The organism is Streptomyces sp. KL109B, from assembly GCF_030766935.1.
In the GTDB taxonomy this organism is placed as follows: Bacteria; Actinomycetota; Actinomycetes; order Streptomycetales; family Streptomycetaceae; genus Streptomyces.
The window spans coordinates 315,223-334,290 of record NZ_JASERL010000008.1; the positions used below are offsets into that span (position 1 = coordinate 315,223).

General features: G+C 70.3%; 20 protein-coding genes. 12 read left to right on the plus strand and 8 right to left on the minus strand.

What is annotated here, in order from left to right:
• Positions 1 to 59: 59 nt before the first annotated feature.
• The 5 genes from RBJ65_RS27045 to RBJ65_RS27065 all read left to right on the plus strand — a co-directional run bounded on the left by RBJ65_RS27045 (position 60) and on the right by RBJ65_RS27065 (position 4,228).
• Entirely contained in the window at positions 60 to 1,586 is a 1,527-nt protein-coding gene (locus RBJ65_RS27045) for an FAD-dependent oxidoreductase (RefSeq protein ID WP_306322265.1), read from the plus strand.
• 116 nt (positions 1,587 to 1,702) lie between these two features.
• The gene (locus RBJ65_RS27050) at positions 1,703 to 2,638 is read left to right on the plus strand and encodes a PAC2 family protein (protein ID WP_306322266.1); all 936 of its coding nucleotides are present in this window, start codon (positions 1,703 to 1,705) and stop codon (positions 2,636 to 2,638) included.
• Between the two features lie 132 nt (positions 2,639 to 2,770).
• Positions 2,771 to 3,379, plus strand: coding sequence for a dephospho-CoA kinase (coaE, locus tag RBJ65_RS27055; RefSeq protein ID WP_306322267.1), 609 nt, complete (start codon positions 2,771 to 2,773; stop codon positions 3,377 to 3,379).
• On the plus strand, positions 3,376 to 3,768 hold the full coding sequence (locus tag RBJ65_RS27060; RefSeq protein ID WP_306322268.1) for a DUF3592 domain-containing protein: 393 nt from the start codon (positions 3,376 to 3,378) through the stop codon (positions 3,766 to 3,768). Before coaE ends, RBJ65_RS27060 begins: the two co-directional genes overlap by 4 nt.
• A gap of 97 nt (positions 3,769 to 3,865) precedes the next feature.
• On the plus strand, positions 3,866 to 4,228 hold the full coding sequence (locus RBJ65_RS27065; RefSeq protein ID WP_306322269.1) for a tetratricopeptide repeat protein: 363 nt from the start codon (positions 3,866 to 3,868) through the stop codon (positions 4,226 to 4,228).
• Between the two features lie 10 nt (positions 4,229 to 4,238).
• Here RBJ65_RS27065 and RBJ65_RS27070 read toward each other — a convergent pair whose 3' ends face one another.
• Entirely contained in the window at positions 4,239 to 4,538 is a 300-nt protein-coding gene (locus RBJ65_RS27070; protein ID WP_306322270.1) for a DUF6343 family protein, read from the minus strand.
• 108 nt (positions 4,539 to 4,646) lie between these two features.
• On the opposite strand from RBJ65_RS27070, the gene RBJ65_RS27075 reads away from it, so the two are divergent.
• The gene (locus RBJ65_RS27075; RefSeq protein WP_306322271.1) at positions 4,647 to 5,342 is read left to right on the plus strand and encodes a bifunctional 2-polyprenyl-6-hydroxyphenol methylase/3-demethylubiquinol 3-O-methyltransferase UbiG; all 696 of its coding nucleotides are present in this window, start codon (positions 4,647 to 4,649) and stop codon (positions 5,340 to 5,342) included.
• 84 nt (positions 5,343 to 5,426) lie between these two features.
• On the opposite strand, the gene RBJ65_RS27080 is transcribed toward RBJ65_RS27075, so the two are convergent.
• The gene (locus RBJ65_RS27080) at positions 5,427 to 5,849 is read right to left on the minus strand and encodes an RNA-binding S4 domain-containing protein (RefSeq protein ID WP_306322272.1); all 423 of its coding nucleotides are present in this window, start codon (positions 5,847 to 5,849) and stop codon (positions 5,427 to 5,429) included.
• A 148-nt stretch (positions 5,850 to 5,997) separates the two neighbouring features.
• Between RBJ65_RS27080 and RBJ65_RS27085 the strand changes: the two genes are divergently transcribed.
• Genes RBJ65_RS27085 through pip form a run of 5 tightly spaced genes read left to right on the plus strand, consistent with a single transcriptional unit; the run spans position 5,998 to position 11,927 of the window.
• Entirely contained in the window at positions 5,998 to 7,359 is a 1,362-nt protein-coding gene (locus tag RBJ65_RS27085; protein ID WP_306322273.1) for a M20/M25/M40 family metallo-hydrolase, read from the plus strand.
• Positions 7,356 to 8,909, plus strand: coding sequence for a YfcC family protein (locus RBJ65_RS27090; RefSeq protein ID WP_306322274.1), 1,554 nt, complete (start codon positions 7,356 to 7,358; stop codon positions 8,907 to 8,909). Before RBJ65_RS27085 ends, RBJ65_RS27090 begins: the two co-directional genes overlap by 4 nt.
• A gap of 20 nt (positions 8,910 to 8,929) precedes the next feature.
• On the plus strand, positions 8,930 to 9,664 hold the full coding sequence (locus RBJ65_RS27095; protein WP_306322275.1) for a uracil-DNA glycosylase: 735 nt from the start codon (positions 8,930 to 8,932) through the stop codon (positions 9,662 to 9,664).
• Between the two features lie 9 nt (positions 9,665 to 9,673).
• A complete protein-coding gene (locus RBJ65_RS27100) occupies positions 9,674 to 10,882 on the plus strand; it encodes a NarK/NasA family nitrate transporter (RefSeq protein ID WP_306322276.1) in 1,209 nt (402 codons plus the stop codon).
• Between the two features lie 46 nt (positions 10,883 to 10,928).
• On the plus strand, positions 10,929 to 11,927 hold the full coding sequence (gene pip / locus RBJ65_RS27105) for a prolyl aminopeptidase (RefSeq protein ID WP_306322277.1): 999 nt from the start codon (positions 10,929 to 10,931) through the stop codon (positions 11,925 to 11,927).
• Here the strand turns inward: pip and RBJ65_RS27110 are convergent.
• Together RBJ65_RS27110 and RBJ65_RS27115 are read right to left on the minus strand one after the other, a co-directional pair.
• Complete coding sequence (locus tag RBJ65_RS27110) at positions 11,924 to 12,340, minus strand: (2Fe-2S) ferredoxin domain-containing protein (RefSeq protein ID WP_306322278.1); 417 nt, start codon at positions 12,338 to 12,340, stop codon at positions 11,924 to 11,926. The two genes, pip and RBJ65_RS27110, sit on opposite strands and share 4 nt — an antisense overlap.
• 31 nt (positions 12,341 to 12,371) lie before the next feature.
• Complete coding sequence (locus tag RBJ65_RS27115; RefSeq protein ID WP_306322279.1) at positions 12,372 to 13,076, minus strand: GntR family transcriptional regulator; 705 nt, start codon at positions 13,074 to 13,076, stop codon at positions 12,372 to 12,374.
• 196 nt (positions 13,077 to 13,272) lie between these two features.
• On the opposite strand from RBJ65_RS27115, the gene RBJ65_RS27120 reads away from it, so the two are divergent.
• Positions 13,273 to 14,739 carry an NCS1 family nucleobase:cation symporter-1 gene (locus RBJ65_RS27120; protein ID WP_306322280.1) on the plus strand — a complete coding sequence of 489 codons (1,467 nt, stop codon included), beginning with the start codon at positions 13,273 to 13,275 and terminating at the stop codon, positions 14,737 to 14,739.
• Between the two features lie 33 nt (positions 14,740 to 14,772).
• Here the strand turns inward: RBJ65_RS27120 and RBJ65_RS27125 are convergent, their stop codons facing one another.
• The 4 genes from RBJ65_RS27125 to RBJ65_RS27140 form a co-directional block, all read right to left on the minus strand.
• Positions 14,773 to 15,669 carry a GNAT family N-acetyltransferase gene (locus RBJ65_RS27125; protein WP_306322281.1) on the minus strand — a complete coding sequence of 299 codons (897 nt, stop codon included), beginning with the start codon at positions 15,667 to 15,669 and terminating at the stop codon, positions 14,773 to 14,775.
• 65 nt (positions 15,670 to 15,734) lie between these two features.
• Entirely contained in the window at positions 15,735 to 16,436 is a 702-nt protein-coding gene (locus tag RBJ65_RS27130; protein WP_306322282.1) for a hypothetical protein, read from the minus strand.
• An 80-nt stretch (positions 16,437 to 16,516) separates the two neighbouring features.
• The gene (locus RBJ65_RS27135; protein ID WP_372341399.1) at positions 16,517 to 18,253 is read right to left on the minus strand and encodes a DNA/RNA helicase domain-containing protein; all 1,737 of its coding nucleotides are present in this window, start codon (positions 18,251 to 18,253) and stop codon (positions 16,517 to 16,519) included.
• Between the two features lie 343 nt (positions 18,254 to 18,596).
• Positions 18,597 to 18,791, minus strand: coding sequence for a hypothetical protein (locus RBJ65_RS27140; protein WP_306322283.1), 195 nt, complete (start codon positions 18,789 to 18,791; stop codon positions 18,597 to 18,599).
• Positions 18,792 to 19,068 lie beyond the last annotated feature (277 nt).

Below are 19,068 nucleotides of genomic sequence, written 5' to 3' on the forward strand. Positions count from 1 at the left end.
GTATGAGTAGTCGGCGGGCGTTTTTGCGGAGTGTGGGGGTCAGCGGGGGTGCGGGGGCGATGTTCGCGACCATGGGGGCGCTCGGGCTCGCACCGACCGCGCAGGCCGCGGCGCGTGAACTGCCGTATCGGGCGCCCCGGTCGGGGGACTTCACGCTCAGTGGGCGGGGTGCCGCGAAGGTCGTGATCGTGGGGGGCGGGATCGCCGGGCTCGCCACCGCGTACGAGCTGGGCAAGGCCGGCTACGACTGTACGGTCCTGGAGGCCAGGGACCGGGCCGGTGGGCGGAACTTCACGGTGCGGGGCGGGGACTCGACCGTCGACACGTACGGGAACCGGCAGACCGCGCGGTTCAGCGACGGGCAGTACATGAACGCGGGCCCGGGAAGACTTCCGCAGTGGATGGTGACACTCGACTACTGCCGTGAACTCGGCGTGCCCATCGAGGTGTTCACCAACTCGAACGCCGACGCGTACATCTACAACGAGGGCGCCGGGATGACCGAGCCTGTGCGCTACCGGACCGCCAAGGCGGACGTCTACGGGTATGTGAGCGAGTTGCTCGCCAAGGCGTCCGACAAGGGGGCCCTGGACAAGGAGTTGAGCGCCGGTGACCAGGAGCGGCTCGTCGAGTTCCTGAAGGACTTCGGGTCGCTCGGGGACAAGCTCGCGTACGAGGGCTGCGACCGGCGCGGGTACTCCACGGTGCCCGCCGCCACCGGGACGCCGGGCGTGGTGCTCGGCGACGTACCGTCCGCATCCGAGGTGTTCGCCAGTGGCGTCGGGCGGTACTTCTCCTTCGAGTTCGGCTTCGACCAGGCGATGTTGATGTTCCAGCCGGTGGGCGGGATGGATCGGATCCCGAAGGCGCTGACGCGGGCGATAGGCGCGGAGCGGGTGCGTACCGGGGCCGTCGTCGGGAAGATCACCGACCGGGGCGACGGGGTGTCCGTCACGTATACGCAGGGCGGTCGGACGCGGGTCGTCGAGGCGGACTTCTGTGTCGGGGCGCTGCCGCCGAACATCCTCGCCAAGATCCCGCACAACCTCGGCTCCGGCGTGCAGAGCGCCCTGGAGGCCATCACGCCGCAGTCCGCCGGGAAGATCGGCCTGGAGTACCGGAGCAGGTGGTGGGAGACCGATCACCGGATCTACGGCGGGATCACCGAGACCGACATGGATCTCAGTCACATCTGGCATCCGTCGTACGGGTTCCATGGTGAGCGCGGGCTCATGATCGGCTACTACAACTACGACGCCGATGCCGACGCGTACGCGAAGCTCACGCCCGCGAAGCGGGAGGCGCGGGCCGTGGCGCAGGGCGTGAAGATCTTCGGGGAGAAGTACCGGAGCGAGCTGGCCTCGTCGTTCTCGCACCACTGGCGGCAGACGCCGCACCTGGAGGCCGCCTGGCACGACACCCCGGGCGGGCCCGACGATCCCCGCTACAAGCCGCTCAACGAGCCGACGGGGCGTGTGTACTTCGCCGGGGACTGGCTCAGCTACACGGATGCCTGGCAGCACGGGGCGTTCACCTCCGCGCGGCGGGCCGTCGGCAAGCTGCACGCGCGCGTGATGGCCAATTGACGTGGACTGATGCGGTGCTTATCTACGTAAGAGGCTGCTGAGAATGGGTGCGGGAGGGAATGCCCGCACCCGCTCCGCGCGTTCTGGGTTGTGGAACACGAGGAGGAGCGGTCACTGTGCTAGATCCGCAGGATTTGTACTCATGGGAGCCGAAGGGGCTCGCCGCCGTCGACATGGCGCTGGCCCAGGAGTCGGCCGGTCTGGACATGCTCTACCACTTCGACGGATACATCGACGCGGGGGAGACCGGCGACCAGATCGTCGAGCGGCTCCTCGACTCGCTGCCGCACCAGGTGGTCGCACGCTTCGACCACGACCGGCTCGTGGACTACCGGGCACGCCGCCCGCTGCTCACGTTCCGGCGCGACCGGTGGACCGAGTACGAGACGCCGGTGCTTGAGGTTCGGCTCGTGCAGGACGCCACAGGGGCGCCGTTCCTGCTGCTCGCCGGGCCCGAGCCGGACGTCGAGTGGGAACGGTTCGCGGCCGCCGTACGGCAGATCGTGGAGCGGCTCGGGGTGCGCCTCGCCGTGAACTTCCACGGGATCCCGATGGGCGTCCCGCACACCCGCCCCGTCGGCCTCACCCCGCACGGCAACCGCACGGACCTGGTGCCGGGGCACAGCAGCCCGTTCGACGAGGCGCAGGTGCCGGGCAGCGCCGCGGCCCTCGTCGAGTACCGGCTGATGGAGGCCGGGCACGACGTACTCGGCGTCGCCGCGCACGTCCCGCACTACATCGCGCGCTCGGCGTACCCGGACGCCGCGTTGACCGTCCTGGAGGCGATCACGGCGGCGACGGGCCTGGTGCTGCCGGGCGTCGCGCACGGACTGCGCACGGACGCGCACCGTACGCAGACGGAGATCGACCGGCAGGTCCAGGAGGGCGACGAGGAACTGGTCTCGCTCGTCACGGGCCTTGAGCACCAGTACGACGCCGCCGCCGGGGCGGACCAGCGGGGCAACATGCTGGCGGAGCCGGTCGACATTCCGTCGGCGGACGAGATCGGCAAGGAGTTCGAAAGGTTCCTCGCCGAGCGCGAAGGCGACTAGGCTGTTGATCGTCCGCGCCTCGTAGTCCCCACTGTGGTGGGGTTGATCCGGTGGGCTTGACCGGCGGGATCGGCGCCGGAAAGGTCGTCCCCGCCCATGCGGGGGTGTGGATCGCGAGTGGGAGGCGCGGACTTGTTGTCTGTTGGCTTGACCGGGGGAATCGGCGCGGGCAAGAGCGAGGTGTCGCGGCTCTTGACGGAGCGTGGCGCGCTCCTGATCGACGCCGACAAGATCGCACGCGAGGTCGTCGAGCCCGGTACGCCGGGGCTCGCGGCCGTCGTCGAGGCGTTCGGTGACGAGGTGCTCGCCCCGGACGGCGCCCTGGACCGGCCGAAGCTCGGCTCGGTCGTCTTCGCCGACGCCGACAAGCTGGCCACCCTCAACAAGATCGTGCACCCGCTGGTCGGCGCCCGCTCCGCCGAGTTGGAGGCCGCGGCCGGCCCCGATTCCGTCGTCGTCCACGACGTGCCGCTGCTCGCGGAGAACGGGCTCGCCCCGCTCTACGACCTGGTGATCGTCGTCGACGTGAGCCCCGCGACCCAGCTCGACCGCCTCACCAGGCTGCGCGGCATGAGCGAGGAGGACGCGCGGGCCAGGATGTCCGCGCAGGCCACCCGCGAGAAGCGGCTGGAGATCGCGGACATCGTGATCGACAACGACGTACCGCTGGAGCGATTGCGGGAGCGGGTCGACGAGGTGTGGGCGGAGCTGGCGCGCCGGGCGCGTGCCGCGACCGCGTGATCGTCCTCGCCGCGTGCACCGCGCTCGGCGGGCTTGTGGCGCTGATCGCGGGCGCGTACGGGCTGCGGCGGGCGCGCCGGGTGCGCAGCGCGGGGAATGTCGCGCGAGCCCTGGTCAAGCCGCCGCAGCCGGGCACCGAGCGGCCGCTGTTGCAGTTCGAGACGGACGACGGGCGGGTCGTCGAGGTCGTCTCGCCGGTGCCGCCCAGCAAGCGGCGGCCACTGCCGGCGGGTGGCACGGTCAGCGTCGCGTACGACACCGAGGACCCGCGCGAGACGGTGCTGCTCGGCGCGGAACGGCCCGGCGTCGACCGGGCGTTCATGATCGCGGGGGCCTGTCTGGTGCTGGTGGGCATGGTGCTCGCGGTGGGGCTGAGCCGCTCGCGGTGAGGGCGCCGCGTGTCCCTACGGCGGGGCGCGGGCAGGAATAGGCCTTACGGTTCGCGGTGTTGACCTTCACGTGGTCGACGCGAGGAGGAGGTTCGTCGTGCCTGAAGCGACCCCGGAGACGCACGTCATCGACTTTCGTGCCGCCGAGCAGCTGCTCGACGCCCGCGATCCGCGCGGAGCGGTGAAGCTTCTGGACGAGGTGCTCGCCGCGTATCCCGAGAACACCGCGGCCCGGCTGCTGAGAGCCCGCGCGTTCTTCGCCGCCGCGCAACTGCGGGCCGCCGAGCTTGAGTTCACGATCGTCCTTGAGCGCGAGCCGGACAACGCGTTCGCGCACTTCGCGCTGGCCAGGACGTACGAGCGGTGGTCGCGGCCGCAGCAGGCGCGCAAGCACTTTCGGCTGGCCGCCGCGCTTGATCCGCAGCCGGACTACGTGGCCGCCGCCCGCTTCGACGACTGAGCGGCCGTCGCTAGTGGGGCCTGCGGTACGGAGGGACGTCGCGGCCCGGCTGGTAGTGCGGGCCCTGGCGGATGTGCCGAAGGATCATGAACAGGTCGACCGTCGTGATCAGCCACAGGATTCCGCAGGCCAGTGCCCACCACGGGCGGTGCGCCAGCAGGAACGCGACGGTGCCGAAGACCGTCCAGACGAGCCCGAACAGGGCGAGGCCGAGGCGTAGGCGCAGGGGGCTGCGGGCGGTGACCGGTTCGTCACCGGTGCGGACGAAGTGTCCCGGGTGGGGGCGCGGATGCGGGTGCGTGCCGTGCATGGGTGGCCTCCTCTCGGCGCGTACGGCGGGCAAGAGGTGCTTCTTCCAGGGTGCCACTGTTGGTCGGGGTGCGGGGAACGGCCCGGGTGGGCGGTTCGTTGGTCCGGCATGGGACTTCAGATGCGTACGGGATACGAGGGCACGGGGCCGGGCGCGATCACGCCCGACGGCTGCGCCGTGGAGCTCTATTCGCGGCTCGCGGTCGAGGACGAGCCGGATGTCGTCGCGGGCGCGGTGCCCGCGGGGGCGAGGCTGCTGGAGTTGGGGTGCGGGGTCGGGCGCGTGACGCATCCGCTGGTCGAGCGCGGGTTCACGGTGACGGCGGTGGACGAGTCGGCGGAGATGCTGGAGCGGGTGCGTGGGGCGCGTACCGTGCGCGCGGCCATCGAGGAGCTCGACCTCGGCGAGAAGTTCGACGCGGTGATCCTCGGGTCGATCCTCGTGCACACCGGGGACGCGCGGGTGCGGGCCGGGATGCTGGACGCGTGTCGGCGTCATGTCGCGGACGACGGCTGTGTGTTGATTCAGCGGGAGCGGCCGGGGGTGCACGAGAACTTGCCGCGGGAGGTGGAGTTGCCGGGTGGGCTCACGATTCGGAAGTTGTACTCGGAGCCGGTGGAGGGGGCGGGTGGGGTGCGGTCGGTGAAGGTGGAGTACGAGTTTCCGGATGCGGTGTGGACGCAGACGTATCGGGTGCGGCCGTTGAGTCCGGTGGAGTTTGAACGGGCGTTGGCGGAGGCGGACTTGAAGGTCGACCGGGTGTTGACCGAGTACAGCGGGTGGGTGCGGGCTGTGCCGGCGTGACGGGTTCGGGGCGCTGCCCCGGGCCCCGTTGCTCAATCGCCGCAAGGGCTTAAAAGATCGGGGCTCTGCCCCGGACCCCGCTCCTCAATCGCCGGAGGGGCTTGAACGGTCGAAGGTGGCGCGGAGGCGGTCCAGTTCGCGGCGGTCGCGTTTTGTGGGGCGGCCGGTGCCGCGGTCGCGGACGGGGAGAGGGGCGATGGGCTGGCGTGGGGGTGGCGGTGGGGAGTTGTCGATGTAGCACTCGGCGGCGACCGGGGCGCCGACCCGCTTGCGGATCAGGCGTACGACCTTGACCAGGCGCTCGTGGCCGCCGGGCTGGCGTACCCGTACCTCGTCGCCGATGTGCAGCGCGTACGCCGGTTTTACGCTCGTGCCGTTGACCTTGACGTGTCCGCCCTTGCAGGCCGCGGCGCCCGCCGAGCGGGTCTTGACCAGGCGTACGGCCCAGATCCAGCTGTCGACCCGTACGCTGCCGCTGCCGCTCCCGCCGTCCGTCTCCGATGCCATGCCATCGACCTTAGCCCGGTGAGTGCCGCGGCCCGAACCCGTTGTCGTAACCCTCGGCGAGCCCCGGCCCGGCCGACCCCGCTCAGCACGGATAATCCGGGCGAAACGCGTGTATGGCGGGTATTCGACAGCTAGGGGTGCGTACGGCATGGGAACGGACAGTGGGTCGCGGGCGGCGGTCGACCGGTTGATGGAGGGGTTGCGGGGCGACCTGGAGCGGCTCGCGGCGATTCCGTCCGTCGCCTTCCCCGGCTATCCGGAGGAGCCGGTGCGCGAGGCGCACGATCTGCTCGTCGGGCTGCTGCGGGATGCCGGTGTCGAGCACGTCGAGACGCTCGAACTGCCCGACACCGCGCCCGTGATCTTCGGTGAGATCCCGCCGCCCACGCCCGACGCGCCCACCGTGCTGCTCTACTCGCACTACGACGTGCAGCCGCCCGGCGACGAGAGCCTGTGGAAGTCGCCGCCGTTCGAGCCGACCGAGATCGAGGGCGGGCTGCGGGCGCGAGGTATCGCGGACGACAAGTCGAATGTCATCGCGCACCTGGGGATGCTGCGGGCCTTCGGCGGGCGCCCACCGGTCGGCGTCAAGATCGTGTTCGAGGGGCAGGAGGAGTACGGGAGTCCCTTCGACGCCTATCCGCCGACCGATCCCGAGCGGTTCGCCTGCGACGCGATGGTCATCGCCGACCTCGGCAATCTCCGCCCCGGAACCCCCACCCTCACCACCGGGCTTCGCGGCGCCGCCGAGGTGACCGTAGAGGTCCGGACCCTTCAAGAGGCGCGTCACAGTGGGGAGTTCGGGGGCGCCGCGCCCGACGCGCTGCTCGTTCTGCTGAAGGCGTTGGCCACGCTCCATGACGTCCACGGTGATGTCGCCGTCGAAGGGCTGCGTCGTGAGGAGTGGACCGGTGGTGCCGGATACACGGACGAGGAGTTCCGGGAGCTCGCCGGGGTCGAGGAGGGGCTGCCGCTGATCGGCAGTGGGACGCTCGGCGAGCGGCTGTGGAGCGGGCCCGCCATCACCGTCATCGGCCTCGACGCGCCCAGCGTGGAGAACGCCGCGTCGGCCGTCGTCCCGTACGCCCGCGCAAAGTTGAACCTCCGCTTCCACCCCCAGCAGGACCCGGTCGAGGCCCAGGAACTCCTCGTACGGCAGCTGCGCTCACTGCGCCCCTTCGGCATCGCGCTCACCGTCACCCCCGGCGACACCGGGCCCGGCTACGAGGCGGCGACCGGCGGCCCCGCCTACCGTGCCGCCCGCGCCGCGCTCAAGGAGGCGTGGGGGAAGGACGCCTCGTACGTCGCGACCGGCGGCTCGATCCCGCTGGTCAACGGGCTCGCGCAGGCCGCGCCCGGCGCCGAGGTGCTGCTCTTCGGCGCCCAGGACAACCTCTGCAATCTGCACGCCCCGAACGAGCGCGTCCTCTTCTCCGAGCTGCACGCCACGGTCGTCGCCATGTGTGCGTTCGTGAAGGAGTACGCGGCCGACTTCCGGAGCGGATCATGAGCACGGCCGGTGGCACCACCGGCACCACCGAGACCCCTGAACAGCCGCCGGGGAAACGGAAGTTCACCTTCCCCAGCGCCCTCACCGTCCTCGCCGTCGTCACGATCGCGATCTGGCTGCTCGCGTTCCTCATCCCGTCGGGGGAGTACGACAGGAACGGTGAGGGGGCGCCCGTCGAGGGGACGTATCAGCGCGTCGACTCCGGGCAGTCCTTCGTCGACCGGCTGAATGATCTCTTCCTCTCCCCGGTCAACGGCCTGTACGGCATCCAGGATCCGAAGACCGCTCTCGTCTCGCCCGACAACTCCGGTGATCTGTACGGCAGCGCGGGGGTTTTCCTGTTCGTGCTCGCCATTGGGGCCTTCATCACCGTCGTGTTCGCGACCGGGGCGCTCGATCGCGGCATCGGGCGGCTCGCCCACCGGCTGCGCGAGCGCGGGGCGCTGCTCATCGCGGGGGTCATGGTCGTCTTCTCGGTGCTCGGCACGGTCGAGGGCTTCGCCGAGGAGACGCTCGGGTTCTACGGGCTGATCGTGCCGTTGATGCTGGCGCTCGGGTACGACCGGATGACGGCGGTCGGGGCGATCATCCTGGGCGCTGGTGTCGGTGTGCTGTGCTCCACCGTCAATCCGTTCGCGACCGGCGTCGCGTCCTCCGCCGCCGACATCTCGCTCGGCGACGGCATCGCGCTGCGGTTCGTGATGTGGATCGTGCTGACCGGGGTCACCGTCGCGTACGTCATCCAGTACGCGAGGCGGGTGCGGCGGGACCCGGAGCGGTCGCTGTCCGGGTTCCTGCCGGGGGACCGGGACCGTGACGAGACGGCGAGCGGGGCGGACGGGGCCGCCGAGGTGCCCGAACTGACCGCGCTGCACAAGGGAGTTCTGGTCGCGACAGCGCTCGTCTTCGCCTTCATGATCTTCTCGGTGGTGCCCTGGGCGAGCGCCCTGACCGGGGACGCCGACGCCACCCCGTACGGCTGGGAACTCGACTGGTCGTTCCCGCAGTTGGCGGCGCTGTTCCTGGTCGCGGCCGTGCTGGTGGGGATCGTCGCGCGGATGGGCGAGCAGAAGCTCAGCTCGACGATCATTCAGGGCGCCGCCGACTTCGTGTCGCCCGCGCTCGTCATCCTGCTGGCCCGCGGCGTCACCGTCATCATGAACAACTCGAAGATCACGGACACGGTGCTGCACGCCATCGAGGGCGTGGTCAAGGGCACCTCCTCCGGCATCTTCGCGATCATCGTCTTCGTCGTGAACCTGCCGCTCGCCTTCCTCATCCCGTCCACGTCCGGGCACGCCACCCTCGCCATGCCGATCCTCGCGCCGCTCGCCGACTTCGCGGGCGTCTCGCGGGCGGTCGTCGTGACGGCGTGGCAGGCGGCCAGCGGCTGGATGAACCTGTGGGTGCCGACGACCGCCGTCACCATCGGCGGCGTCGCCCTCGCGAAGGTCGGCTACGACAAGTACCTGCGGTTCGTGTGGCCGCTGCTGGCGATCCTGTTCGTGCTGATCTGTGTGTTCGTCGCGCTGGGGGCCGCGTTCACGTAGCGCGCCTATCGTCGGGTGGCATGGACGGTGACGGTCTCGGTGAACTCGACGAGCGGATCAGCGGGTGCCGGGCCTGCCCGCGGCTCGTCGAGTGGCGGGAGGAGGTCGCGCGCACGAAGCGGGCGGCCTTCGCCGACTGGACGTACTGGGGGCGCCCGGTGCCCGGCTTCGGCCCGCACGACGCCCCGCTCCTGATCGTCGGCCTCGCCCCCGCCGCGCACGGCGCCAACCGCACCGGCCGCATGTTCACGGGCGACCGCTCCGGCGACGTCCTCTTCCAGGCCCTGTACGACATCGGGCTCGCGTCCCGGCCGGACGCCGTCAGCGCCGACGACGGGCTGACCCTGGACGGCGTACGGATCACCTCACCCGTGCACTGCGCGCCGCCCGCCAACAAGCCGACCCCGGCCGAGCGCGACACCTGCAGGCCGTGGCTCGTCCAGGAGCTGAACCTGCTGCGGCCGACGCTGCGCGCGGTCGTCGTGCTCGGCGCGTTCGGCTGGCAGGCGGCGCTGCCGGCGTTCGCCGAGGCGGGCTGGGAGGTGCCGCGCCCGCGCCCGGTGTTCGGGCACGGCGCCCGCGTCGACCTGGGGGAGTTGGCAGTTTACGGCTGCTTCCACGTGAGCCAGCGCAACACTTTCACCGGCCGGCTCACCCCTCAGATGCTGCGCGGAGTCCTGCGGGAGGCGGCGCGCACGGCGGGCCTGAACCCGTTTGGCTCAATTCGGCGGGCCGGGGACGCTCCCGCTTCCTAGCGTGGCGGTGTGGCAGCACAGACAGCGCAGGAGACGACGTCCAAGCCGCCCGCGGCGGCGTATCGCAACCTCATCGTGGCGACGGTGGGCTTCGCCCTCACGTTCTGGGCCTGGAACCTCATCGCCCCCCTCGGCAGCGCCTTCGGCGAGAGCCTGGGGCTCAGCTCGTTCGAGCAGTCCTTCCTGGTCGCCGTGCCCGTGATCGTCGGCTCCGTCGGCCGCATCCCGGTCGGCGCCCTGACCGACAAGTTCGGCGCCAAGCTGATGTTCCCGCTGGTCACCGCCGCGACGATCATCCCGGTGCTGCTGATCACGGTGGCGCGCGACTCGTACCTGGCGATGGTCGTCGTCGGCTTCTTCCTGGGCCTCGGCGGCACCACGTTCGCCATCGGTGTTCCGCTGGTGAACTCCTGGTTCCCGCCCGAGAAGCGCGGCGCGGCCGTCGGCATCTTCGGCATGGGCATGGGCGGCGTGGCCCTCTCCGGGTACTTCACGCCGCGCATCGCCAAGCACGGCGAGAACCTTCCGTTCTTCATCGTGGCGCTGGCGCTCGCCGTGTACGTCGTCTTCGCCTGGTTCCTCCTCAGCGACCGCCCCGACCGCACCATCCCCACCACCTCGCTCGGCGAACGCCTCGGTGAGGCGGGGAAGCTGCGGGTGACCTGGGAGCTTTCGGCGCTCTACGCGATCGGGTTCGGCGGCATCGTCGCGTACGGCACGTATCTGCCGACGTACCTGAAGACCTGGTACGACCTCGACCCCGTCGACGCGGGCACGAAGGCCGCGGGGTTCGCCCTCGTCACCGTCATCTTCCGGCCGCTCGGCGGCTGGCTCTCCGACCGGATCCACCCGGCGGTCGTCACGGCGTGGGCGCTCGGCGTCGTCGCGCTCTTCGCCATCGTGCAGGCCTTCAACCCGCACCTGGCCCCCGGCGGCACGATCGACCTGCTGGTCATGGCGGCGGGCCTGGGCACCGCGAGCGGCAGCGTCTTCGCCCTCGTCGCCCAGGTCACCCCACCGTCCCAGGTCGGCTCGGTCACCGGCATCGTCGGTGCCATCGGCGGCCTCGGCGGTTTCGTCCCGCCGCTCGTCATGGGCGCGATCTACAGCGCGCAGGACTCGTACTCCATCGGCTTCATGCTGCTGTCCGACCTGGCGCTCGCGGGCTGTGTGTACGCGTACGGGCGGATGCGCGGCATCAAGGCGCAGGAACTCTGACGGAACTCTGAGGCGGCACCCGGCGGGCGCGCCATAGGCTCGCCGGATGTCTTCTCTGCACCCGCCCGTCGAACCGTACGACCAGGGCCTGCTCGACGTCGGCGACGGCAACCGGATCCACTGGGAGACCTGCGGAAACCCGCACGGCAAACCCGCGCTCGTGCTGCACGGCGGGCCGGGCTCCGGGGCCTCGCCGTTCACCCGCCGCCTCTTCGACCCGGACCGCTACCGGATCGTGCTGCTCGACCAGCGTGGCGCCGGCCGGTCGACGCCGCCCGCGAGCGCGTACGACACCGACATGAGCGTGAACACGCTCCCGAAGCTGCTGGCCGACCTGGAGCTGCTGCGCGCCCACCTCGGCATCGAGCGGTGGCTGGTGTGGGGCGTCTCGTTCGGCTCGGTGCTGGCGCTGCGGTACGCGCAGACGCACCGGGACGCCGTCTCCGAACTGGTCCTGACGGGGCTCGCGACGGGGAGTCAGGAGGAGGTCGACCTGATGGCGCGGGGGCTCGGGAAGGTGTTCCCGGAGGCGTTCGCGGAGTTCGCCGACGGGGTGCCCGCGGAGGAGCGGGACGGTGATCTCACGGCCGCGTACAACCGGCTCCTGGAGTCCCCCGACCCGGCCGTGCGGGAGCGGGCGGCGCTGGCCTGGACCGACTGGGAGACCGCGGTCGCCTCGCAGCCGCAGCGCTCCGTCCCCCGCTACCAGGACCCCGACTTCCGTTACGGCTTCGCGCGCACCGTCACGCACTACTGGTCGCGGGGCCACTTCCTGGACGCGCCCGACACGGTGCTGCGGGACCTGCCGCTGCTGGCAGGGCTCCCGGCGGTGATCGTGCAGGGGAAGGTGGACCTGGGCAATCTGCTGGGCATCCCGTGGCGGGTCGCGGCGGCCTGGCCGGACGCGGAGCTGGTCGTCGTGGACGACGCCGGGCACAACGCGGGCGCGCCCGGCATCACCGACGAACTGGTCGCGGCGCTCGACCGGTTCGCCGGGCAGGGGCGGCTCAGCGGGCGCGACGCCGTTGAGGGGACGTCGCCCTAGCGGCGGGCGCGGCGGCGCCTGACGCGCTCGCCCTGCGCCTCGATGAACTGCAGCTCGAGGGCGGCCGGGGCGGCGGCGAGACCGGGCCCGCCGGCCTCCGCCCACGCCAGCACCTCGTCGGTCACGTCGTCGCCCATGGTCCAGCCGATCCACGCCGCCTTCCCGCCCCGGGCGCGGCCCCGGGCGGAGGGCTGGAGCACGACGACGTTCGCCTGGTCGCACGGGCCGAGACAGTCGACGACCCGCACGGCGAACCGCCCCCGCGAGGCCCGCGCCGCCGCCTGCCACCGCTCCAACTGCCAGTCGTGGTCGTAGCCGGGGTACTTGCGGGCATCGCCGCAGCAGCAGCCCCGGCACACGACGAGCGTGCAGGGACGGGTGCGGGCGGCGCCGATGAGGGTGGGGGTGGGCACGGGGACGGATGCTCCTGCTGTTTCGGGGTTCTTACGGGGTGGGCTCGTCATCGAAGAGATGACGCCACGTGAAGTGGTAGTTGGTGCGGACGTGGGTGAGCGCCACCGCCCGCGCCCGCTCGGCGTCGCCGCCGGCCAGCGCGTCGTACAACTCCAGGTGCTCCGTGAGCTGTTGGGACCACTCCTCGGCGCGCCGCGTCAGCCAGCGCAGCCGCCCGCTGACGGGCTGCATCACGGACACGATGAGTTCGTTGCGCGCCATCGCCAACACCCGGTCGTGGAAACGGGAGTTGACGTCCGTGTTGGTCTCGGCGTCACCCTCGCGCGTCGCCCGCGTGGCCCGCTCCAGGAGCCCCGCGAGCTCCGCCAGGTCGTCCTTGGTGGCCCGCTCGGCCGCGAGCCCGGCGGCGTACACCTCCAAGGCCTCGCGCAGCTCGTACAGTTCGGCGACGTCGGTGCGGGTCAGGGTGCGCACGACGGCCCTGCGCGGCGTCTCGTACGTCACGAAGCCCTCGGCGAGCAGCGCCCGGATCGCCTCCCGGACGGGCACCCGGGACACCCCGAACCGGTCGGCGAGCTCCCGCTCCACGAGCCGGTCGCCGGGCCGTCGGCGCCCGCCGATGATGTCGTCGCGCAGCGCGGCGAGCACGCGCTCGCGCACCGCGCCCAGGGGCTCCGGGGACATGGGGGGCATGGAGGGCTCGCGGGGGTCCACCGATCCTTCCGTCGTCGTCATGCTCTCCATCTTCGTCGATGCGGGGGGCGGGCAGGGGGAGTGGGGTGGGTTTGCCGTGGGAGGCGGGGGTGGCTTTACGGAGATGTAACCGCACGGACATTGCCGGGTGTGGTCGGCGGCGGGACGATCGCGCGATTGGTATACCAAGTGCCTCGCCGCACCTTGTCGTCTCTCTCCCCCCTCGCCGGAGGCCCGCATGTCCGTGGCCGAACCCGTACACCCCCAGTCCAGCGCCCGCGCGGCGGCCCCGCCGGATCCGCGCCTGACGAACGAGGACCTGGCGCCGGCCCGCGAACGCAAATGGAAGGTCTACGACCTCTTCGCCCTGTGGATGTCGGACGTTCACAACCTCGGCAACTACACGTTCGCCGCAGGCCTGTTGGTGCTCGGCCTGAACGCCTGGCAGGTCTTCACGTCCCTGCTCATCGGCTTCGTCCTGATCTACGTCGGCTGCAACGCGATGGGCCGCATCGGCCAGCGCCACGGCGTCCCGTTCCCGGTCGTCAGCCGGATCAGTTTCGGCGTCTGGGGCGCGAACATCCCGGCGCTCGTCCGGGCCGTGATCGCCGTCATGTGGTACGGCATCCAGACCTATCTGGCCTCGGTGGCCGTGAACGTGATGGTGCTGGCGGCGTTCCCGGAGACGAAGTCGTGGACGCAGCACTCCTTCCTCGGCCTGCACGCGCTCGGCTGGGCCTCCTTCCTCCTGCTGTGGCTGGTCCAGTCGCTGATCATCACGCGCGGCATGGAGTCGGTCCGCAAGTTCCAGGACTTCTGCGGCCCCGCGATCTGGGTGGTGATGATCGCCCTGGCGATCTGGATCTGGGCGAAGGCAGGCTGGACGATCTCCCTCACCTCCACACCCCACCCGGTGTCGACGGGTGAACAATTCCGCCAGTGGTTCGGCGCGATCGGCCTGATCCTCGCCACGTACGGCACCCTGATGCTCAACTTCTGCGACTTCTCCCGCTTCGCCCCGGACTACCGGACCGTGCGCCGCGGCAACTTCTGGGGCCTGCCCATCAACTCAACCGCCTTTGTGGTGCTGTCCGTTGTGGTGACGGCGGGCAGCGTGGAGGTCTTCGGCGAGGCGATCACGGACCCGGCGATGCTGGTGGCGCGCATCGGCAACACCTGGGTCCTCGTCTTCGGTGCGCTGACCTTCGCGATCGCCACGATGGGCGTGAACATCGTCGCCAACTTCGTCTCCCCGGCGTACGACTTGGCGAACGTCTGGCCCCAGAAGATCACGTTCAAGGTCGGCGGCGCGATCTCCACGGTCCTCGCCCTGGTGGTCACCCCATGGAACCTGTACTCCAACCCGGACGTCGTCAACTACTTCCTGGGCGGCCTCGGCGCCTTCCTGGGCCCGCTGTTCGGGATCCTGATGCTGGACTACTTCTGGGTGAAGCGGGGGCGGGTCGACACGGATGCCCTGTTCGACGCGCGGCCCGGGTCCCGGTACTACTACCGGCGGGGCGTGAACCCGAAGGCCCTCGCGGCGTTCGTACCGTCGGCGACGCTGGCTGTGGTGCTGGCGCTGGTGCCGTACTTCGCGTCGGTGGCGGCGTATTCGTGGTTCGTGGGGACGGTGGTGGGGGCGGGGGTTTATGGGGTGGTGTGCCGGGCGGAGCGGAGGCGGGACGTGGCGGCAGAGGCGTAGGGGAGAAGGGGGGGCGCATCATCGGTACGGGCCCTAGTCCCCGCCGTCGCCGGGCACCAGCCACCCGTCATGACGCGCGGCTTGCTCGAACCGGCCGATCCGGTATGCCAGCCCCTCCGGTCCTCCGGTGTCACCGGACCACCGGTGGACCCACTCCGCCTCCTCCTCGCGCACCAACGGCCGTCCGCGCACGGCCAGATGAAGCGCCAGCGTCGCGTGCGCGTACACGGGCATGACGGCGCGCGGCTGGGCGGCGGTCACCCGCGCGTACGCCTCGCTCTCCGTCAGCCGGAGCCACTTCCCGTCCTGACTGCGCCCGGCCACGAGGAGCGGCCCGTCGCCGGCGACCCAGAACTCCAGGTCACCACCGGGCGCTTCCCGGACCTCGTACTCGGGAAGGAAGGACAGCCGCGCGAGCGCGAGCGCACGCTTCCAGGACGTGAGCCACAGCCCGCGCCCCAGGTAGAAGCGCACGCTGTCGCGCCAGGTCCAGTAGGCATCGAGCCGGTATCCGCCGAGCCCTTCCGCGACGCATGCCGCGTACACCGCGTCCAGTACCGCCGTCGCCATCCCACGATGCCGGGCGACGGGATGGACGTACAGCGACCACACCTGCAGCGCGTCCCCACCCGTCGGCCACAGCCCCACGGCGATCGTGCCCACCGTCCCGTGCCCGTCCGTGATCCAGTACCGCCTCCCGTGGTTGTCGTCGATCCTGCGGTCCCGCCCGTACGCGCCGAGCCGCAGCCGCAGCCGCCGCTCCAGGGAGACGGTCAAGGAATCGGGTTCGAGGATTTCGCCCAGGGCTCCTTCGGCCGTGGACGCAAGGTCCCACAGGGCGAACCGCCGTCCTTCGCCGAGGCGCACAGGGCGCAACTCGGGGAGTAGAGCGAGCCGTTCGTGGATGCGCAGTGCGGCAGAGTCGATCATGCGGTGGACCCTAAGAGCGCTCACGGGGTCGGGGGCGGCCCGAGAGCTCGCTCTCCACCCGTGATTCACCGTGGAGGTGGATCCAACTCAGGGTCACCCAGCTGTCGTTCGCACTCCTGTGCAAGATGGGGGTACGTCGTACGGATGGCGTCGTAGACGCGCCGTCTCAGTAGTTGTTCGGCCTCGGCTCGGCCCGTACGGCCGAACAGCCCGTCCAACAGCTCGTCGTAGCGAATGAGCCGGTGCCGCAGGAAGTCGACCTGCCAGCGCCGCAGCGTGCTCGCATCGCAGCCGTCGACCGCGGCCCGCTCGACGGTGGCCCGGTCGAGCGGACGGTCCGCCCGCCACCACACCCGCTCCTCGTCCAACCGGTTACGGTGCGCGACGGCTCGCTCGGCCAGTCGCCCCGCCGACCATTGCGGCACGTCGATCGGCTCGGCGGCGATCCGCGCGATGGTCTCCCGCCGATTCCGCTCGGCTGCCGCCCGAGCCGCGGCGACTCGGGTCCGCGCCTTGCGTACCGCCTGGGCGAACTCGCCGCTCCGCTCGGCGAGTTCAACGCGCTCCAGCGCATACAGCCTGGCGGGCGGCGCCGACCGGAACACCGGATTGCCCCCGAGCCGGTCGGGCTCCCCGAGCAGATCCCGCACCATGCCCTTCGTCCAGCCCCGGGCGCGCAGCGCGGTGAGCGAGAGGTGCGTCGGCCGCGCTTCGGGTGCCGCGTCGGCGCCGGATCCACTGGCGTCGCTGCTGTCGTTCTCCTTCATGACCGCCCCCGTGATTACTCTGAGTGATGACTCAATGAGTAACACGGGGCACTGACAATGCGCCGGGCCGCGTGGTCGTCTCAGCCGACGTGGGCACCAGCCGGGGCGGATTCCGCCTGTCCTGCCAACTCGCGCAGCTTCTCCCGGGTCTCCGCGTCGGTGGAGTACACCACCGTGCCGATCATCCCGCGCGTGAGAAGTACCTTGTACGTGTTGCGGATCAGCCGGTCCACATCGGCGTCCGGCGTCGACTTCTTGAAGACCGGATCCTTGGACACGGTGCGGTCGGTGATCCACTTGTCGCCCCGCCACACCAGGTCGGGTCCGATGATGACGCCGCTCCAGTCGTACTCGAAGCCTTGAGCCGTGTAGACACAGCCGACCTGGCCGAAGCCCGCGGGGTCCGTGGCCCAGAGTGCGGCCGGGGGAGCGCCGGCGACGGCCCGGTCACCGAAGACGTTCCATGGGCGCGCCCAGTCCCCGATGACGACGTCAGTGGGCAGCGCTTGTCCTGCCGGAACCTTCTTGGTCCACTTCCAGCAGTAGCCGGCCGACATGCGGGCGCTGTAACCCTGGGCGCGACGCTCGTCCAGGAAGCTCTCCATTTCCTCCGGACTGTCCGCGACCAGGAGTTCCATCTTGTCGTCCGGTTCCCATTCGAGGGGACCGCCCGGTTCGAGTTCCAGCAGCCGGACGACCCACTGCAAGTAGGCGTCACTGCCGCCGCAGCGGAACTGACTGTCCAGCGAAACCACATGACAGACAAGGCCCATGCCTGCCGCGTGATCCCGGATCTGTTCGACGGTGCCCATTTCTCCGGGGCGCACCACTTGGTGCTCGTCCAGGAGGAACACCGGGACGCGTGCGGCATCGATGAGTTCGGCGACTTGGGCCTTGCCGGTGCGGTTGGCGGCCGGTGTGTAGCGATTCGCGGACGTCTCGCGCATACGGTGGGCTTCATCGCAGATCAGGACGTCGAGGCCGTTGCGTTCGGCCGTCATGAAGCTGTTGAAGTACTTGAAAAGGTCGCGGACCTGGGGCTTTCGGAAGCCCGCCACCTTTCGCATGGTGGTGGTGAAGGAGCTGGACCCAGTGGCGTGCAGAGCCTGCCGACCCTGCCGGTAGAGCTCGCCCAGCAATGACATCGCGATCACGCTCTTGCCGGTTCCAGGGCCTCCGGTGATCACCACTACTTCCTTGTGGTCCGAACGCAGTGACCGGCGGACCGCGCGCACGACGGTCTCATAAGCGATGCGCTGTTCGTCGAGCAGAACGAACTGCTCACGGTCCCGGATCTCCTCCGCGGCCACGGCCATCAACTGCTTGGACGGGCCGGGCTTTCCGGCGAGCAGCGCGTCGGCGGCGAGAGCCCCGGATGTCGGCGCGAGTCGCGAGGTGAGGAACTGGGTGAACTCACCGCGTCGCTCTTCGCTGAACAGCCGGCCTCGATCGTCCTGCTCCACGACATAAAGTCCGGTGACGCCGAACTCCGTGGCGTTGTGCAAGTAGGCGACACCGCAGACGTGCTCGGGGTGGTCGGACAGTGCGCCATTGAACGAGACGAGATAGTCGCAGTAACCGCGGACCTGCTCGATCGGGTTGAGGACCGGCCGTGAGTAGGCGTCGACGCGGCAGAGCAGATCGTTCTCCGGGTCCGGCTCCGCCTGCGACCACTGCTTCAACTCGACGATGACGTAGGAGGGTTCGCCGGTTTTCGGGTGGACGCCGGCCAGGATGACATCTGTGCGCTTGCTGGTGAGGGGCAGCTGGTGCTCGAAGATCATGTGGACGTCATCGAGTCGTGCCGCGGTGAGCACGCTCAGCAGCGCAGGCAGGCTCTTCTCCCAGGATCTGGCCTCCGAAGCGCTCGGCCGGTGCCCGTGATCGTGGACGAAAGCCTCGGACAGCCGCAGGAACAGTGCCCCACTGTGGGCCTGGGCATGGGCCTCCGAAACGGTTTCACGCAGCAAGACTGGCTCCCGGGCAACACGAAATGGCTTGCGCGGGTGAGGGCATGTCCTGGAGCGGAAGCCCGGTGGGCCGCATCAGTGGTTCTCTGAAGCCTATATCCGGATTCATAAAGGCTCCCTTTGTGTCTTTCGTCAGGTGGTGCAGAGCGGGGCGGGCCGCTTGTGGTGGTCGGCCCGCCCCCCGGGCCGCCTACTTGTGGCGACGGCGGAATACGGGCAAGTGCCGCAGGATGGTGGCGACTTCGTTGAGGATCCGCGCTCGATCAGCGGATCGACTGCCCTTCAGCGCCGACTTGGCGATGCTGGTCAGGCAGGCGAGGGTGAAGCACGCGGTGACGGTGAACGCGACAGCGAGGGCGACGACGGTCGCCTGTTGGGTCGGCACGAGCACATCCTTGGGGAAGAGGTGCCGGACGATTGGCGAAGGAACGATTCGCCTCGAGCCGGGCACGGTTGTCGACTGACTTGGCGCGGGGTCTGGTCAGACCGAGGCGCGGCCGATGAGAGTGCCGGCGAAAAAGTCGTCGTCTTCCCTGGCGGAGGGGGAGTTGTATGAATCGGGCCGAAGAATGGCCATGGTGAGCGCTGAGGCGCGCAGAACGTACATGCGAGGTCTCCTGACCTGATGTGAAGACGGGGGAGGCTTTCCTGGAGCGGATGCC

Coding starts and splice junctions, on each gene's coding strand:
- RBJ65_RS27070 (WP_306322270.1), bottom strand. CDS start 4,538: ATGCACGGCACGCACCCGCATCCGCGCCCCCACCCGGGACACTTCGTC.
- RBJ65_RS27085 (WP_306322273.1), top strand. CDS start 5,998: ATGGGAACGGACAGTGGGTCGCGGGCGGCGGTCGACCGGTTGATGGAG.
- RBJ65_RS27080 (WP_306322272.1), bottom strand. CDS start 5,849: ATGGCATCGGAGACGGACGGCGGGAGCGGCAGCGGCAGCGTACGGGTC.
- RBJ65_RS27120 (WP_306322280.1), top strand. CDS start 13,273: ATGTCCGTGGCCGAACCCGTACACCCCCAGTCCAGCGCCCGCGCGGCG.
- RBJ65_RS27115 (WP_306322279.1), bottom strand. CDS start 13,076: ATGACGACGACGGAAGGATCGGTGGACCCCCGCGAGCCCTCCATGCCC.
- RBJ65_RS27125 (WP_306322281.1), bottom strand. CDS start 15,669: ATGATCGACTCTGCCGCACTGCGCATCCACGAACGGCTCGCTCTACTC.
- RBJ65_RS27075 (WP_306322271.1), top strand. CDS start 4,647: ATGGGACTTCAGATGCGTACGGGATACGAGGGCACGGGGCCGGGCGCG.
- RBJ65_RS27095 (WP_306322275.1), top strand. CDS start 8,930: ATGGACGGTGACGGTCTCGGTGAACTCGACGAGCGGATCAGCGGGTGC.
- RBJ65_RS27045 (WP_306322265.1), top strand. CDS start 60: ATGTTCGCGACCATGGGGGCGCTCGGGCTCGCACCGACCGCGCAGGCC.
- pip (WP_306322277.1), top strand. CDS start 10,929: ATGTCTTCTCTGCACCCGCCCGTCGAACCGTACGACCAGGGCCTGCTC.
- RBJ65_RS27130 (WP_306322282.1), bottom strand. CDS start 16,436: ATGAAGGAGAACGACAGCAGCGACGCCAGTGGATCCGGCGCCGACGCG.
- RBJ65_RS27090 (WP_306322274.1), top strand. CDS start 7,356: ATGAGCACGGCCGGTGGCACCACCGGCACCACCGAGACCCCTGAACAG.